Source organism: Diaphorobacter oryzae DSM 22780, from assembly GCF_059568935.1.
On sequence record NZ_JCANUL010000011.1, the window covers coordinates 118,359 to 132,848 of the forward strand.

At 66.4% G+C, this 14,490-nt stretch carries 16 protein-coding genes; 13 read left to right on the forward strand and 3 right to left on the reverse strand.

Annotation, left to right across the window (positions count from 1 at the left end):
• The first annotated feature begins 9 nt into the window (after window positions 1–9).
• The 6 genes from fliM to fliR are packed head-to-tail and all read left to right on the forward strand — an operon-like array spanning window position 10 to window position 3,621.
• Window positions 10–1,014: a flagellar motor switch protein FliM gene (gene fliM, locus BP68_RS15730; RefSeq protein WP_496373445.1), complete on the forward strand. Its 1,005-nt coding sequence runs from the start codon at window positions 10–12 to the stop codon at window positions 1,012–1,014.
• Window positions 1,004–1,456 carry a flagellar motor switch protein FliN gene (fliN, locus tag BP68_RS15735; protein WP_496373447.1) on the forward strand — a complete coding sequence of 151 codons (453 nt, stop codon included), beginning with the start codon at window positions 1,004–1,006 and terminating at the stop codon, window positions 1,454–1,456. The genes fliM and fliN overlap by 11 nt, the downstream gene beginning before the upstream one ends.
• A 7-nt stretch (window positions 1,457–1,463) precedes the next feature.
• Window positions 1,464–1,802, forward strand: a complete 339-nt coding sequence (locus BP68_RS15740) for a FliO/MopB family protein (RefSeq protein ID WP_496373449.1) — start codon at window positions 1,464–1,466, stop codon at window positions 1,800–1,802.
• Complete coding sequence (gene fliP, locus BP68_RS15745) at window positions 1,795–2,568, forward strand: flagellar type III secretion system pore protein FliP (protein ID WP_496373451.1); 774 nt, start codon at window positions 1,795–1,797, stop codon at window positions 2,566–2,568. The genes BP68_RS15740 and fliP overlap by 8 nt, the downstream gene beginning before the upstream one ends.
• 10 nt (window positions 2,569–2,578) lie before the next feature.
• Entirely contained in the window at window positions 2,579–2,848 is a 270-nt protein-coding gene (fliQ, locus tag BP68_RS15750) for a flagellar biosynthesis protein FliQ (RefSeq protein WP_496373453.1), read from the forward strand.
• 5 nt (window positions 2,849–2,853) lie between these two features.
• Window positions 2,854–3,621, forward strand: a complete 768-nt coding sequence (gene fliR, locus BP68_RS15755; protein ID WP_496373455.1) for a flagellar biosynthetic protein FliR — start codon at window positions 2,854–2,856, stop codon at window positions 3,619–3,621.
• A gap of 100 nt (window positions 3,622–3,721) precedes the next feature.
• On the opposite strand, the gene BP68_RS15760 is transcribed toward fliR, so the two are convergent.
• Complete coding sequence (locus BP68_RS15760; protein ID WP_496373457.1) at window positions 3,722–4,351, reverse strand: response regulator; 630 nt, start codon at window positions 4,349–4,351, stop codon at window positions 3,722–3,724.
• Window positions 4,348–5,496 carry a hybrid sensor histidine kinase/response regulator gene (locus BP68_RS15765; RefSeq protein WP_496373459.1) on the reverse strand — a complete coding sequence of 383 codons (1,149 nt, stop codon included), beginning with the start codon at window positions 5,494–5,496 and terminating at the stop codon, window positions 4,348–4,350. The genes BP68_RS15760 and BP68_RS15765 overlap by 4 nt, the downstream gene beginning before the upstream one ends.
• A 146-nt stretch (window positions 5,497–5,642) precedes the next feature.
• Between BP68_RS15765 and BP68_RS15770 the strand changes: the two genes are divergently transcribed.
• From BP68_RS15770 to BP68_RS15800, 7 genes are all read left to right on the forward strand, one after another.
• On the forward strand, window positions 5,643–6,089 hold the full coding sequence (locus BP68_RS15770) for a hypothetical protein (RefSeq protein WP_496373461.1): 447 nt from the start codon (window positions 5,643–5,645) through the stop codon (window positions 6,087–6,089).
• A gap of 63 nt (window positions 6,090–6,152) precedes the next feature.
• The gene (locus tag BP68_RS15775; RefSeq protein ID WP_496373463.1) at window positions 6,153–6,515 is read left to right on the forward strand and encodes a response regulator; all 363 of its coding nucleotides are present in this window, start codon (window positions 6,153–6,155) and stop codon (window positions 6,513–6,515) included.
• A 47-nt stretch (window positions 6,516–6,562) separates the two neighbouring features.
• Complete coding sequence (locus BP68_RS15780; RefSeq protein ID WP_496373465.1) at window positions 6,563–8,707, forward strand: chemotaxis protein CheW; 2,145 nt, start codon at window positions 6,563–6,565, stop codon at window positions 8,705–8,707.
• A 33-nt stretch (window positions 8,708–8,740) separates the two neighbouring features.
• Window positions 8,741–9,229, forward strand: a complete 489-nt coding sequence (locus BP68_RS15785) for a chemotaxis protein CheW (RefSeq protein ID WP_496373467.1) — start codon at window positions 8,741–8,743, stop codon at window positions 9,227–9,229.
• A 46-nt stretch (window positions 9,230–9,275) separates the two neighbouring features.
• Window positions 9,276–10,151, forward strand: coding sequence for a CheR family methyltransferase (locus BP68_RS15790; protein ID WP_496373469.1), 876 nt, complete (start codon window positions 9,276–9,278; stop codon window positions 10,149–10,151).
• Between the two features lie 39 nt (window positions 10,152–10,190).
• Window positions 10,191–10,943 (forward strand): chemoreceptor glutamine deamidase CheD, encoded by a 753-nt coding sequence (cheD, locus tag BP68_RS15795; RefSeq protein WP_496373471.1) that lies wholly within the window; start codon window positions 10,191–10,193, stop codon window positions 10,941–10,943.
• A gap of 40 nt (window positions 10,944–10,983) precedes the next feature.
• Window positions 10,984–12,096 carry a protein-glutamate methylesterase/protein-glutamine glutaminase gene (locus BP68_RS15800; RefSeq protein ID WP_496373473.1) on the forward strand — a complete coding sequence of 371 codons (1,113 nt, stop codon included), beginning with the start codon at window positions 10,984–10,986 and terminating at the stop codon, window positions 12,094–12,096.
• A 27-nt stretch (window positions 12,097–12,123) separates the two neighbouring features.
• On the opposite strand, the gene BP68_RS15805 is transcribed toward BP68_RS15800, so the two are convergent.
• The gene (locus BP68_RS15805) at window positions 12,124–14,007 is read right to left on the reverse strand and encodes an ATP-binding cassette domain-containing protein (RefSeq protein ID WP_496373475.1); all 1,884 of its coding nucleotides are present in this window, start codon (window positions 14,005–14,007) and stop codon (window positions 12,124–12,126) included.
• Window positions 14,008–14,490: the final 483 nt, after the last annotated feature.

Here is a 14,490-nt window from a genome sequence, read left to right on the forward strand (position 1 = left end):
ACGGCGGCCATGAGTGATTCCTTTCTGTCCCAGGAAGAGGTCGATGCCCTGCTCGAGGGCGTGACGGGCGAGAGCCAGAAGACCGTCAAGGAGGAGATCGAGGCCGGCGCCGTCCGCGACTACGACATCTCCAGCCAGGAGCGCATCGTGCGCGGCCGCATGCCGACGATGGAGATCGTCAACGAGCGGTTCGCGCGCAACTTCCGCATCGGCCTGTTCAACTTCATCCGCCGCAGCCCCGAGATCTCCGTGGGCACGGTGTCGGTGCAGCGCTACAGCGCCTTCCTGCGCGAGCTGGTGGTGCCGACCAATTTCAACATCGTCGCCATCCGGCCGCTGCGCGGCAGCGGGCTGGTCGTGTGCGAGCCCTCGCTGGTGTTCGGCATCATCGACACGCTGTACGGCGGCGTGGGCAAGTTCCAGACCCGCATCGAGGGCCGCGACTTCTCGGCCACCGAGCAGCGCGTGATCAACCGCCTGGTGGACGTGATCTGCGAGGAATACAAGAAGGCCTGGCAGGGCATCTATCCGCTGGAGCTGGCCTACCAGCGCTCGGAGATGCAGCCGCAGTTCGCCAACATCGCCACGCCCAGCGAGATCGTCGTGTCCACGGCCTTCCAGCTGGAGATCGGCGACCTGGCCGGCGCCATCCATATCTGCATGCCCTATGCGACGCTGGAGCCCATCCGCGACGTGCTGTACTCGTCGGTGCAGGGCGACGCGATCGAGGTGGACCGCCGCTGGGTGCGCGTGCTCACGCGCGAGATCCAGGCCGCCGAGGTGACGCTGGTGGCCGAGCTGGCCCGCGCCGATGCCACGGTGGAGCAGCTGCTGGCCATGAAGCCGGGCGACTTCATCGAGCTGGACCGCGAGCCGCGCATCCGCGCCTCCATCGAGGGGGTGCCCATTTTCGAGTGCCAGTACGGCACGCACAACTCCAAGTACGCGATCCGCATCGAGGAGAGCCTGCGCAGCACCGATGCCCATTGGATGGGAGAAAAGAATGTCAACTGAATCCAACTCCAACGACAACCCGTCCGGCGGCGGCGCGGCGGACGATCCGTTCGCCGGCTGGGCCGAGGCGCTGGAAGAGCAAAAGCGCGCCGATGACAAGACCATCGACGCCGAGCAGGGCGGCCCGCTGACGGGCGAGCCCGCGCGCGCCTATGCGGGCGGCGGCGAGCCGCCGGTGCACGACATCAACATGGTGCTGGACATTCCCGTGCAGCTGTCGGTGGAGCTGGGTCGCACCAAGGTGCCGATCAAGTACATCCTGCAGCTGGCCCAGGGCTCGGTGGTGGAGCTGGACGCGCTGGCCGGCGAACCCATGGACGTGCTGGTCAACGGCTATCTCATCGCCCAGGGCGAGGTGGTGGTGGTGAACGACAAGTTCGGCATCCGCCTGACCGACGTGGTCACCCCTTCGGAGCGCCTGCGCCGTGTCAGCCGGGGATAGCGCGGGCATGACCCAGACCTTGCTGCTGGTGGTGCTGTTCGTCGGCGCCCTGGCGGCCCTGCCGTGGCTGATCCGCCGGCTGCAGCAGCGCCAGGCGGGGTTGCAATCGCCGGCGGGCGCGGCGTCGCGCGTGCTCTCCGCCGTGGCCGTGGGGCCGCATCAGCGGGTGGTGACGGTGGAGGTGGGCCCACAGCACCGGCGCACGGTGCTGGTGCTGGGCGTGACGGCCCAGCAGATCAACTGCCTGCATGTGCTGCCCCCGGCTGCGGGAGAGGCGCCATCCTTCGCGGCCGAGATGACGGCCGCCCGGCAGGAGAGCCAGCCGGTCGGGGGTGGACATGCATAAGACGGTTCGCGCGCCCCTGCGCACGGGCCTGGCCGGCCTGGCCTGCCTGCTGCTGGCCGGCGCGGCCTTTGCGCAGCAGCCGTCCGGCGCGGCCGGTGCGCTGCCGCTGGTGATCGGCTCCGGCCCGGGCGGCACCAGCTACTCGGTGCCAATCCAGACGCTGCTGTTCTTCACCGCGCTGTCGTTCCTGCCGGCCGTGCTGCTGATGATGACGGGCTTCACGCGCATCGTGATCGTGCTGTCGCTGCTGCGCCAGGCCATCGGCACGCAGCAGGCGCCGCCCAACCAGGTCATCATCGGCCTGTCGCTGTTTCTCACGCTGTTCGTCATGGGGCCCACGCTGGACAAGGTGTACCAGGAGGCCTACGTGCCCTACACGACGAATGCCATCACCTTCGAGCAGGCGATCCAGAAGGCCGAGGCGCCCATGCGCGGCTTCATGCTCAAGCAGACGCGCCATTCCGACTTCGCGCTGTTCGCGCGCCTGGCCAGGCTGGACGAGGGCGTGACGGCCGAGACCGCGCCGCTGCGCGTGCTGGTGCCGGCCTTCGTGACCAGCGAGCTCAAGACCGCGTTCCAGATCGGCTTCATGATCTTCATCCCGTTCCTCATCATCGACATGGTGGTGTCCAGCGTGCTGATGTCGCTGGGCATGATGATGCTGTCGCCGGTGCTGGTGGCGCTGCCGTTCAAGCTCATGCTGTTCGTGCTGGCCGATGGCTGGAACCTGCTCATCGGTTCCCTGGCCGCCAGCTTCGCCACTTGAAAGGCCCCGCATGACCGCCCAGTTCGTCCTCACCATGGGCCGCGACGCGCTCACCCTGCTGCTGATGATCGCCATGCCGGTGCTCGGCGTGGTGATGGCCGTGGGCCTGCTGGTCAGCATCTTCCAGGCCGTGACGCAGATCCACGAGGCCACGCTGGCCTTCGTACCCAAGCTGGTGGCGGCCATCGTGGTGTTCACCATCGCCGGGCCGTGGATGCTGACCACGCTGGTGGACTTCCTGCGCCGCACCATCGAGTCCATTCCCTCCGTCGTGGGGTAGCGCCCTTGATCACCTTCACCGAGGCGCAGATCATGGCCTGGCTGTCGCCGGTGCTGTGGCCGTTCCTGCGCGTGCTGGCCATGTTCACGTCGGCGCCGGTGTTCTCCATGCGCGTGATTCCGGTGCGCACGCGCATCGGCCTGGCTTTTCTGGTGGCGGTGTGCGCCCAGGCGGTGCTGCCCGACCAGCCGGTGATCAGCCTCAACAGCCCGCAGGCGGCGGGCGCCGTGGTGCAGCAGGTGGGCGTGGGCCTGGCGATCGGCTTTGCGGTGCGGCTGGTGTTCACGGCCGTGGAGCTGGCGGGGGAACTCATCGGCCTGCAGATGGGGCTGAACTTCGCCGCATTCTTCGACCCGGCCAGCAACGCCCAGGTGAGCGCCGTGGCGCGCTTCTTTCGCAACATCGCCATGCTGCTGTTCGTGGTGATCAACGGCCACCTGATGGTGCTGATGGCCGTGGCCCAGAGCTTCGAGAGCTTTCCCGTGGACGGCAACTTCCTGCACGCCGTGGGGCAGATGCGGCTGCACGAGCTGGGCGCATCGCTGTTCGCAAGCGCGCTGTGGATCGCGCTGCCCATGATCGCGCTGCTGCTGTTCGTCAACCTCACGCTGGGCGTCATTTCGCGCGTGGCGCCGCAGATGAACATCTACGCCGTGGGCTTTCCGGTCACGCTCACCGTGGGCATGCTGGGCATCACGGCCACGCTGCCCATGCTGGAGCAGCCCATGCTGACCCTGCTGCAGCAGTCGCTGGATCTGTTTGCGCCGCGCTGAAGCGCATCAAAAAAGATAGCTATTTGCGCTTGATGACATTAGTTTTCATGCTGAAAACCAATGAAATATGCCTCTCATCAAGCGCTGGCAGCTATGATTTTCATACCAGTTGATTGCGGATGGCGTAGACCGTCAGCTCCGCGTTGTTGGCCAGCTTGAGCTTGTCCAGCACCCGCGCGCGGTACACGCTCACGGTCTTGGGGCTGAGCATCAGCTCCTCGGCGATGTCCGACAGGCGCCGGCCCGAGGCGATCTTCACCAGCGTCTGCAGCTCGCGCTCGGACAGCTGCTCGTGCGGCAGCTCGGGCGTGGGCTGGGCCAGGCTGTCGGCCAGCAGCTGCGCCACCTCGGGCGTGAGGTACTTGCGGCCCTGCACCACGGTGTGCACGGCGGTGATCAGCTGCACCGGGTCGCCCGCCTTGTTGGCGTAGCCGTGCGCGCCGGCCTTCAGGCAGCGCAGGGCGTACTGGTCCTCGGGGTACATGGAGACGATCAGCACCTTGATGGCGGGGTGCGACTCCTTCAGGCTGGCCATCACCTCCAGGCCGCTGCGCCCGGGCAGGTTCAGGTCCAGCAGCAGCACATCGCAGGCGGCCGTGCGCAGCACCTCGCGCAGCTCGGGGTAGCTGCCGGCCTCGCCGGTGACGCGGAGGTCGGGCGCCTCGGTCAGCGTGTCGCGGATGCCGCGCCGCAGCACGGCATGGTCATCGCAAAGCACCACATGGATCACTGCTCATCTCCTGCATCACAGGCCGGCGATGGTAACGGCTCGCCGGCCGCCGCCGGCGTCAGCGGCATGGACAGGATGACCGCGGTGCCGCTGCCCGGGCGGCTGCTGATGTCCATCCACCCGCCGCCGCGGCGCGCGCGCTCCTGCAGGCCCCGCAGGCCGAAGGAGCGGGGCTTCTTCAGCATCTCGGGCGACAGGCCCCGGCCGTCGTCGGTGACCTCCAGCGTCAGCACCTCCTCGTGGTCCGACAGGTCGACATGCACCTGGCGCGCCTGGGCGTGCCGGTGGACGTTGGTGAGCGCTTCCTGCGCCGTGCGGTAGGCCACGAGCTGCAGCGCGGGCGGCACGTCCATCGCCTCGCGGCTGGCGGTCACGCGCACGGGCACGCGCGTGCGCCGCTCGAAGGACTCGGCCAGCCAGCGCACGGCGGCCACCAGGCCCTGGTCCAGCACCGGCGGGCGCAGGTTCATCATGAGGCGCTGGCTGGCGTCGATGGCGTGCTGCAGCATCTCGGTGGCGGTGGCGGCATGCCCCTGCAGGGCGTCGTCGGGGCTGTGCCGGCCGATCCAGGCCAGGTCGAATTTCACGGCGGCCAGCGCGCCGCCGATGTCGTCATGGATCTCGCGCGCGATGGCGGCACGTTCCTCTTCGATGGAGGTCTGCAGGTGTTCGGCCAGGTCGGCCAGGCGCTGCTGCGACTCGGCCAGCTCCGCCGCCGCCAGCTCGCGCGCGCGGCGCGCCTCGGCCACCTCGAGGGCGCGCTGCAGCACATGCGGCAGGCGCACCATGTCGTCCTTGAGCAGGTAGTCGGCGATGCCCAGGCGCATGGCATCCACCGCCGCCGCCTCGCCGATCGCGCCCGACAGCAGCACGAAGGGCGGATGGCCCGGGCGTTGCTCCACAATGCGCCAGGCATCGAGCGCCGTGAAGCCCGGCAGGCGGTAATCTGCCAGGATCAGGTCGAAACTCTCCTGCTGCAGCCACTGCGCGAAGGCCTCCAGCGTGTCCGCATGGCGGATCTCGTGGGCCAGGCCGGCGCGGCGCAGCGTGAGCTGCACCAGTGCCTGGTCGGCGGTCGAGTCCTCAAGATGTAGCACTCGCACGGGTCTTTTCGGCGCGTCAAGGTCGGTGGGAGTGGGTATCATAGGATACATATTGGAACAAATTGGGCTCTGTGGCTCCCAAGCGGGTGCGCGAGGCGGAAGGGGCGATGCCACCGCGTTGCGCCGGAGGCCACCTGGCCGTGCAAGGACGATGTTGCGTACGGCGTCAGCCAGCCGATGGAGAAACGATGCAATCTACGCTAAATACGCCAGACGGGCCTGCGGTGCAGGTCTCCGTGATGGTGGCGGCCGAGTTGCAGGACTCCCTGCTGATGGCCATGCACGACCTGCACCGCCTGGAAGGCCTGCTCAACCACGCCACGGACAATCTGCTGGCGCGCTTTGGCGAGGCCAATGCATCGCTGACCGACACGGTGGTCGGCGGCTCGGCCGAGCTGGGTGCCTTGCGCACCGCGCTGCGCAGCGCGGTGACCGAGTTGCAGTTTCACGACATGGCGACGCAGCTCATCGGCCACACTACCAAGGTGTTGCAGGCCTGTGCCTTCCGCCTGGCCGCGGAGGCCATGGGGCGCGAGGACGGGGAGGATGCGGCGCCGCTGGATAGCCTGGTGCCCCAGCGCCCCAATCCCGTGACGCAGAGCGAGATGGATGCGGGCTCGGTGGAGCTGTTCTGAGGGCCCGTCCGTTGCCGATCAACCAATCTACCTATTCAAGTTCAGAAGTCGTTGGAGCCTTACATGCAGTCCATTCTTGCGGTCGATGATTCTCCGTCCATGCGGAAGATGGTCTCTTTCACGCTCACGGGGGCGGGATACCACGTGGTGGAAGCGGTGGATGGCCAGGATGCGCTGGAAAAGGCCGAGACCCATGACATCCACCTGGTGCTGGCCGACCAGAACATGCCGCGCCTGGACGGCATCGGCCTGACGCGCAAGCTGCGCGAGCATCCGCGTTTCAAGAACACCCCCATCCTCATACTCACGACGGAGTCGAGCGACCAGATGAAGCAGGCGGGCCGCAGCGCGGGCGCCACGGGCTGGCTGGTCAAGCCCTTCGACCCCACGCGCCTCATCGAGGTCATCCAGAAAGTGATCCGCTGAAGCGGGCACCGACAGACCACCACCGCAGCACACAGGAACCCCGGACCATGGCGGACACCTACCAAGAGGGCGCAGGCGCAGGCGCGGACTTTGACCTCAGTCAGTTCTATCAGATCTTCTTCGAGGAGGCCGGCGAGAACCTGGACCAGATGGAGCAGATGCTGCTGGATCTGGACCTGGACGCCGCCAACGACGAGGAGCTCAACGGCATCTTCCGCTGCGCGCATTCCATCAAGGGTGGCTCGGCTACCTTTGGCTTCTCCGACGTGGCCGAGCTGACGCACCAGATGGAGTCCCTGCTGGACCGGCTGCGTCGCCACGAACTGCAGCTGATTCCCCCGATGGTGGATGTGCTGCTGGAGTCGGCCGACGCGTCGCGCGACCTGCTGGCGCGCCACCAGGCGGGCGGGCAGGGCGAGGGCGTGGCCACGCACGATCTGGTGCGCCGCATCAGCGAACTGGCCGCGGGCGGGGGGCGCGCAGCCGCGGCTCCGAAGCCCGCTGCCGTGGCGGTGCAAGCGCCTGCGCCTGCTCCCGTGGCGGCACCGGCCCCCGCGCCAGCGGCCGTCCCCGTCTCTGCACCCGCCGCCGAGGGGGGCGTGCGCGCACTGGAGATCCACATCGGCCCCCTGGACCAGCCGGCCCTGGCCGATGCGATCAAGGAGCTGTTCCGCGACATTCCAGGCCTGGGCAGCGTCAGCGACCTGCCCGATGAGCGTCCGGGCATGCGCCGGTTCGCAGTGCAGACCTCGTCGACCGACGACGACCTGCTAGATCTGTTCGCCTTCCATGTGGCCAAGGAACAGGTGGCCATCCATGCCGTACCGGCCGCCGGCGCGACACCGGCTGACGAGCCGGCGCACGAGGCCCTGGTACCGTCGGCAGAGGCCATGGCCGAGCCGTATGGCTTCTTCGCCGGTGCGCCGGGCGTGCCGGTCGACGAAACCGTGGCCGTGGCCGTACCCGCGGCGCGGCCGGCGGCAGCCCGCGCGCCCGCCGAATCCAAGGCCGCCAGCCAGGCGTCCATGGAGTCTTCCACCATCCGCGTGGCGGTGAACAAGGTGGACCAGCTCATCAACCTGGTGGGCGAGCTGGTCATCACCCAGGCCATGCTGGCGCAAAACAGCCGTGGCCTGGATGCGGGCGTCTATCAGCAGCTTCTGGCCGGTCTGGCCGACCTGGACCGCAATACGCGCGACCTGCAGGAATCCGTGATGTCGATCCGCATGATTCCCATGTCGATCGTCTTCAACCGCTTCCCGCGCATGCTGCGCGACCTGGCGGGCAAGCTGGGCAAGAAGGTGGAGTTCGTCACCCATGGCGAGGCGACGGAGCTGGACAAGAGCCTGGTCGAGAAGATCACGGACCCATTGACCCACCTGGTGCGCAACAGCTGCGACCACGGCATCGAGATGCCGGCGGAGCGCCTGGCGGCCGGCAAGCCGGAACATGGCACGCTCACGCTGTCAGCCTCGCACCAGGGCGGCTCCATCGTCATCGAGGTGCGCGACGACGGCAAGGGCATGTCGCGCGAGAAGATCCTGCGCAAGGCGCGCGAGCGCGGGCTGGACGTTTCCGACGCCATGCCCGACAGCGAGGTCTGGAACCTGATCCTCGCGCCCGGCTTCTCCACCGCCGAGGTGGTGACCGACGTGTCGGGCCGCGGCGTGGGCATGGATGTGGTCAAGCGCAACATCACTGCGCTGGGCGGCTCGGTGGAGATCGATTCGGCCGAGGGCTATGGCATGCGCGTGTCGGTGCGTCTGCCGCTCACGCTGGCCATCATGGACGGCATGTCGGTGGGAGTGGGCGACGAGGTCTACATCCTGCCGCTGTCGTCGGTGGTGGAGTCGTTCCAGGTCAACGCGGACGACGTGAATACCGTGGCCCAGGGCTCGCAACTGGTGAAGGTGCGCGACGAGTACATGCCGGTGGTGGCGCTGGAGAAGATATTCCAGGTGCCCCGCCACGACGCCAGCGCCACCAGCAGCATCATGGTGGTGGTGGAGGCCGATGGCAGCCGCGTGGCGGTCTTGGTCGACGAACTGCTGGGCCAGCACCAGGTGGTGGTGAAGAATCTGGAAACCAACTACCGCAAGGTGCCGAACGTGTCGGGCGCCACCATACTGGGCGACGGCACCGTGGCGCTGATTCTGGATACGGCGGCCCTGGTGCGCCGTGCGCGCCATTGACCCGCGGAAAGCTGAACGATGAGGAGTGAGGGCATGAATGTGGTGGAAAAAGGCGTGGAGGCCGCGGCAGCTGGCGCGAGGGAGTACCTCACCTTCCGCCTGGGCCAGGAGGAATACGGCATCGACATCCTCAAGGTGCAGGAAATCCGGGGCTACGAGGCCCCCACGCGCATTGCCCATGCGCCGGCCTTCATCAAGGGCGTGACCAATCTGCGCGGCACCATCGTGCCCATCGTGGACATGCGCCTGCGGTTCCATTGTGCGCAGGCCGAGTACAACAGCTTCACGGTGGTCATCATCCTGAATCTGCGCGAGCGCGTGGTCGGCATCGTCGTGGATTCGGTGAGCGACGTCATGGAACTGGCGCCCGGGCAGGTGCGCGCGGCGCCGGACATCGAAAGCGCCATCGAGGCGCAGTGCATTCGCGGCCTGGGCTCGGTGGGCGAGCGCATGCTCATCCTCCTGGACATCGAAAAACTCATGTCGGGCATGGACATGGGGCTGGTGACGGCAGGGGACTGATGCGCAGCGGCACCGCATCTGCGCCCATGTGCGGCAAGGGCCGGTCATGAGCCTGGAGCCTGGCGACTTTCAGAGCACCGCGGCGCGGCCGCGTGCGCCTGCGGGCCAAGGGGGCGATGGGCGCGAATTCGCCTGGACCCAGGCCGATTTCTCGCGCGTGCGCTCCCTCATTTACCAGCGTGCGGGGATCAGCCTGCACGACGGCAAGCATGCGATGGTCTACAGCCGCCTCTCGCGCCGGCTGCGCGAGACGGGGCACAACAGCTTTCACGACTACCTGGGCTGGCTGGAGGGCCATGACGGTCCCGAATGGCAGGAGTTCATCAACGCGCTCACCACCAACCTCACGGCGTTCTTTCGCGAGCAGCACCATTTCGAGATCCTGGCGTCGCTGCTGCGCATGCGCTCGGCGGGGGGCTGGAACATCTGGTGCAATGCGGCCTCCACGGGTGAGGAGCCCTATTCCATTGCCATGACGGTGCTGGAGACGTTGGGCCAGAACGCGCAGTTCAAGCTGATGGCCAGCGACATCGACTCGCGCGTGCTGGCCACGGCGGCGCGCGGCGTGTACCGGCTCGACGGGCTCAAGGGGCTGAGCCAGGAGCGGCTGCAGCGTTTCTTCCTGCGCGGCAAGGGCAGCAATGCGGGGCTGGCGCGCGTGCGCCCCGAGTTGCGCCGACCCATCGAGTTTCTGAACGTGAATCTGATCCGGGACGATTGGCCGTTCCGCGAGCCCTTCGACGTGGTCTTTTGCCGCAACGTCATGATCTACTTCGACGCCGCCACGCAGCGGCGGGTGCTTGAGCGCATCCATCGCGTGCTCAAGCCGGGGGGCATGCTGTTCGTGGGTCATGCGGAGAATTTCAGCGACTCGCGCGACCTCTTCGCCCTGCGTGGCAAGACGGTCTATGAGCGTATTTGACCGGCGCCGTTGCCGAGAACCGCGAGGCGTGCGTTATCCATGAGCACCACCAGAGCAGCCGAGTCGTTGCATCCTTCCGCGCCACCGGTGGCGGCGGAGCGCAGGCGCGTGCCGCGCATCACGCCCCTGGGCGCGGACATGCGGGGCGGAACGCAGGCCGCGGGGGCCGTGCCCGAGGTGACGCTGCAGGAACTCAAGGCGCGTCCGCGCAGACCGGGCGAGGCCTCGTTCTTTTTCTTCGATCACCATTTCCAGCACAACGCCGTCAAGGTGCTGCCCGGGGAGTTTTTCGTCTCCCACGAAAGCCTGGCCATCATGACCGTGCTGGGCTCCTGCATCGCAGCCTGCCTCTGGGATAGCCGTGCGCGCGTGGGCGGCATGAACCACTTCATGCTGCCCGATGGCGACAGCGCCGATGCCTCGGGCCGCTATGGCTCCTACGCCATGGAGCTGCTGATCAACGAGATGATGAAGCTGGGCGCGCGCCGCGAAACCATGCAGGCCAAGATTTTCGGCGGTGCCCAGGTCATGCACAACTTCACCACCCTCAATGTGGGCGAGCGCAACACCCGCTTCGTGCAAGACTACCTGGCGACCGAGCGCATCCCCGTGGTGTCGGAGGATGTGCTCGACATCTATCCGCGCAAGGTGGTGTTCTTTCCCGTGACGGGCAAGGTGATGGTCAAGCGGCTGGCACATGCCCATCCCGAGTCGCTGGCCGAGGAGGTGGTGCGGGGCAATGCGGCGACGGTGGCGCGGGCCACGAGCGGCGGGTCGGTGGACCTTTTCTGACCGGGCCAGGCTGCACAATCAGGACAACGGGAGAAAAGGCATGAGCGGGAAGATCCGGGTGATCGTGGTGGACGATTCGGCGTTGGTGCGCAGCCTGCTGTCGGAAATCATCAACCGCCAGGGCGACATGGAGTGCATAGGCACGGCCAACGATCCTTTGATTGCGCGCGAGATGATTCGCGAGAAGAACCCCGACGTGATCACGCTCGACGTGGAGATGCCGCGCATGGACGGCATTGACTTTCTGGGGCGTCTCATGCGCCTGCGGCCCATGCCGGTGGTGATGATTTCCACGCTGACCGAGCGCGGGGCCGAGGTGACCATGAAGGCGCTGGAGCTGGGGGCCGTGGATTTCGTGGCCAAGCCGCGCGTGGGGCTGGCCAGCGGGCTGAATGAGCTGGCCACGCAGATCGTGGACAAGATCCGCGTGGCGGCCGTGGCCCATGTGCGGCGCATGCCCGTTCGCAGCGCCACCGCCATCGTGCACCCCGAGACGGGAGAGGCCGTGGTGGCAGCCCCGCCGGTTGCCGTGTCGGCTCCGCTGGGGCGGCTGTCCACCGAGAAGCTGATCTGCATCGGCGCCTCCACCGGCGGCACCGAGGCCATCCGCGAGGTCTTGACCCACATGCCGGCCGATTCGCCGGCCATCGTCATCACCCAGCACATGCCGCCGGGCTTCACGACCAGCTTTGCCGCGCGGCTTGATGGCCTGTGCCGGATCACCGTGAAGGAGGCGGTGAATGGCGAGCGCATCCTGCCGGGCCATGCCTACATCGCACCGGGCGGCAAGCAGTTTCACATCGCCCGCAGCGGCGCGAACTATGTGGCGGTGGTGGACGATGGGCCGCCGGTGAACCGGCACAAGCCTTCGGTGGAAGTGCTGTTCAAGTCCGCCGCCTCCGTGGTGGGGCGCAATGCCTACGGCATCATGCTCACCGGCATGGGCGGAGACGGCGCGGCCGCCATGCGCGAAATGCGGGATGCGGGCAGCTACAACTACGTGCAGGACGAGGCCAGCTGCATCGTCTTCGGCATGCCGCGCGAGGCCATTGCCCACGGCGCGGCCGACGAGGTGCTGCCCCTCACGCAGATCGCACCGGCCTTGGTCGCCCGCCTGCGCGGCTCCACCGACAGGCTGCACCACCGCATCTGACGGCGGCGGGCCTGGCCGGCCCGCGTTTCAGGCCGACAGCTCGGACCAGCGCTCCAGCGCCTGCATCAGCAGGTCTTCGATTTCCCCGTCGCGCGCATGCAGCGCTGTGGCGCGGGCGCCGTCGCGCGCATACAGGCTGCCATCCGCCAGTTCGTCGCGGATGGCCTTCTGCTCGGTCTCCAGAGCGTCGATGTGCGCCGGCAACTGCTCCAGTTCACGCTGCTCCTTGTAGCTAAGCTTCTTTTTTTGTAGCTGCTCGCGCTTATCTGGTGGGCGTTTCACCTCATTTTTGCTTGTATTCTTGCTGCTGGCTGGCGCACCGGCCAGTTCGCGGCTGCGGCGCGATTGGGTCAGCCAGTCCTGTACGCCGCCCTCGTATTCGCGCCATACGCCGTCGCCTTCGCTAGCGATGGTGCTGGTGACCACATTGTCGAGGAAGGTGCGGTCGTGGCTGACGAGGAACACGGTGCCGTCGTAGCCCTGCAGCAGTTCCTCCAGCAGGTCCAGTGTGTCGATGTCCAGGTCGTTGGTGGGCTCGTCGAGCACCAGCACATTGGCCGGGCGCGCGAACAGCCGGGCCAGCAGCAGCCGGTTGCGCTCGCCGCCCGAGAGCGAGCGCACGGGGGAGTGCGCGCGCGCCGGCGAGAACAGGAAGTCGCCCAGATAGCTCTTGACATGCTTGCGCTGGGAGCCGATCTCGATCCACTCGCTGCCCGGGCTGATGAAGTCCTCCAGCGTGGCATCCAGGTCGATGCTGTTGCGCATCTGGTCGAAGTACGCGACCTGCAGATTGGCCCCGAGGCGCACGCTGCCGCTGTCCGGCGCCAGCTCACCCAGAATCATCTTCAGCAGCGTGGTCTTGCCCGCGCCATTGGGCCCGATCAGGCCCACCTTGTCGCCACGCAAGATGGTGGCGCTGAAATCGCGCACGATGGCCCGCTCTCCAAAGGCCTTGCTCACATGCGTCAGCTCGGCCACGATCTTGCCCTGGTAGCCGCTCTGGCTGCCCGAGGCGATATCCATATTCACGCTGCCCAGCGCCTCGCGCCGTGCCGCCCGGTTGGCGCGCAGAGCCTCCAGCCGGCTGATGCGGCTCTGGCTGCGCGTGCGCCGCGCCTCCACGCCCTTGCGGATCCAAACTTCTTCTTGGGCGAGCAGTTTGTCGGCCTTGGCGTTGATGACGGCCTCCTGCGCGAGCTGCTCTTCCTTTTGCTGGACGTATTGGGCAAAGTTGCCGGTGTAGGAGCGCAGCTGTCCCCGGTCCAGCTCCACGATGCGGGTGGCAATGCGATCCAGGAAGGCCCGGTCGTGGGTGATGGTGACGATGCCGCCCTTGAAATCGAGCAGCAATTCTTCCAGCCACTCAATGGAGTCCAGATCCAGGTGGTTGGTGGGCTCGTCGAGCAGCAGAACGTCCGGCCGTGCCACCAGCGCCTGCGCAAGGGCCACGCGTTTCTTGGTACCACCCGAAAGCGTGCCGATCACCGCTTGCGCATCCAGGTGCAGGCGCTGCAGGGTTTCCTCCACGCGCTGCTCCCAGTTCCAGGCGTCGTAGGCCTCGATCTGGGATTGCAAGGCATCCAGATCCAGCCCCGAGGCTCCGGACAAGTACTGATCCCGCAACGCAATGGCGTGGGACAGCCCCTGGGCTGCGGCCTGGAAGATCGTCGCCTCGGGCGCTAGATCGGGTTCCTGCGCTACGTAAGTAATGCGGATGCCCTGCTGAATACTCAGCGTGCCGTCGTCGGGCTTGGCCAGACCGCCCAGAATCTTCAGCAGGGACGACTTGCCAGCGCCGTTGCGCCCGATCAAGCCCACGCGCTCGGACGGCTCCAGCGCAAAGCCCGCATGGTCCAGCAGAGCTACATGTCCAAATGCCAGCTGGGCGTTCATCAGAGTAATCAATGCCATGGGCGGAATTATGGACGCGCCTTATCTAGAGGCCTTGCCGGAGCCCGGAGCGCGGTCCTGACAAAAAAGTTTCACACAACCTTCTTTTAGGGGAAAACCCGCGATATACTTCATCCTTAGCTGCAACGGAGCTGCTTTTAAAAGGGCTCTTCTGCAGCAAGAAGAGGAAGCTAAAAAATTCCTCTGCCTTGAGTTGATTCGGTGCTTAAAACCGGTATAGAATTCAAGGCTTCGCTGCTGAGGCGGTCTGCGATGAAAGTTGCAGATTGGTGAATAAAGCGAAAAGGCCGAAAGGCCACAAAGTTTGACAGGTCTTTTAAAACTGTGTTAGAATTCAAGGCTTCGCTGATCGCAGCAAAGCTAGAAAGTCAGAAAAAATTTTGGCTTTTGGTTCATTAAAAACATACAGCCGATAAGCGTGGGCGTTTGATGGCGGGTGCCAAGTTCTTTGGAACTATCAAACGCTCATGAGAATAGAAGTGA

Coding starts and splice junctions, on each gene's coding strand:
- BP68_RS15805 (WP_496373475.1), bottom strand. CDS start 14,007: ATGGCATTGATTACTCTGATGAACGCCCAGCTGGCATTTGGACATGTA.
- BP68_RS15785 (WP_496373467.1), top strand. CDS start 8,741: ATGAATGTGGTGGAAAAAGGCGTGGAGGCCGCGGCAGCTGGCGCGAGG.
- BP68_RS15770 (WP_496373461.1), top strand. CDS start 5,643: ATGCAATCTACGCTAAATACGCCAGACGGGCCTGCGGTGCAGGTCTCC.
- BP68_RS15780 (WP_496373465.1), top strand. CDS start 6,563: ATGGCGGACACCTACCAAGAGGGCGCAGGCGCAGGCGCGGACTTTGAC.
- fliP (WP_496373451.1), top strand. CDS start 1,795: ATGCATAAGACGGTTCGCGCGCCCCTGCGCACGGGCCTGGCCGGCCTG.
- fliQ (WP_496373453.1), top strand. CDS start 2,579: ATGACCGCCCAGTTCGTCCTCACCATGGGCCGCGACGCGCTCACCCTG.
- BP68_RS15765 (WP_496373459.1), bottom strand. CDS start 5,496: ATGATACCCACTCCCACCGACCTTGACGCGCCGAAAAGACCCGTGCGA.
- BP68_RS15775 (WP_496373463.1), top strand. CDS start 6,153: ATGCAGTCCATTCTTGCGGTCGATGATTCTCCGTCCATGCGGAAGATG.
- cheD (WP_496373471.1), top strand. CDS start 10,191: ATGAGCACCACCAGAGCAGCCGAGTCGTTGCATCCTTCCGCGCCACCG.
- BP68_RS15740 (WP_496373449.1), top strand. CDS start 1,464: ATGACCCAGACCTTGCTGCTGGTGGTGCTGTTCGTCGGCGCCCTGGCG.
- fliM (WP_496373445.1), top strand. CDS start 10: ATGAGTGATTCCTTTCTGTCCCAGGAAGAGGTCGATGCCCTGCTCGAG.
- BP68_RS15790 (WP_496373469.1), top strand. CDS start 9,276: ATGAGCCTGGAGCCTGGCGACTTTCAGAGCACCGCGGCGCGGCCGCGT.
- fliN (WP_496373447.1), top strand. CDS start 1,004: ATGTCAACTGAATCCAACTCCAACGACAACCCGTCCGGCGGCGGCGCG.
- BP68_RS15800 (WP_496373473.1), top strand. CDS start 10,984: ATGAGCGGGAAGATCCGGGTGATCGTGGTGGACGATTCGGCGTTGGTG.